The sequence below is a fragment of the Pectinatus frisingensis genome (assembly GCF_015732285.1).
GTDB lineage: Bacteria > Bacillota > Negativicutes > Selenomonadales > Selenomonadaceae > Pectinatus > Pectinatus frisingensis.
This window is the reverse complement of record NZ_WIQU01000018.1, coordinates 1-335: the sequence shown is the minus strand read 5'-3', so window position 1 is coordinate 335 and position 335 is coordinate 1. Positions and strand designations below refer to the sequence as shown.

The following is a 335-nucleotide window of genomic DNA, read 5'->3' as shown; positions in this document are numbered from 1 at the left end:
CGGAAAATGACTTCCAATATAACATGGTGCCGAATTATTGGGTTGATCCCGGCAGCAGTAAAACTAGAACACCTACTGGTGTGCCCGATAAGCGCTGGCGCAAAAACAACGGCTATAACGATAAAAACATCCTGCTCAAGTGGCAGGATAAGGACTGGTTTATCAAGCTGAACTACACCGACAATGTCACCCATACTCCGGAGTCAATAAATCCATATTTTCCTTATGTGGATTCATCGATTGCCTATAAATACTCTGCCAATTGGGATGCTCAATTTACTATGATGGGCGGTACTATAGATACTAAGAAAACGGAACTGTCCTTTGGCCGCCGC

General features: G+C 44.2%; 1 protein-coding gene. It reads left to right on the top strand.

The features are described from left to right. Positions 1 to 335: hypothetical protein (locus I6751_RS02705; RefSeq protein ID WP_196598979.1), on the top strand; the 335-nt coding region annotated here is incomplete at both ends.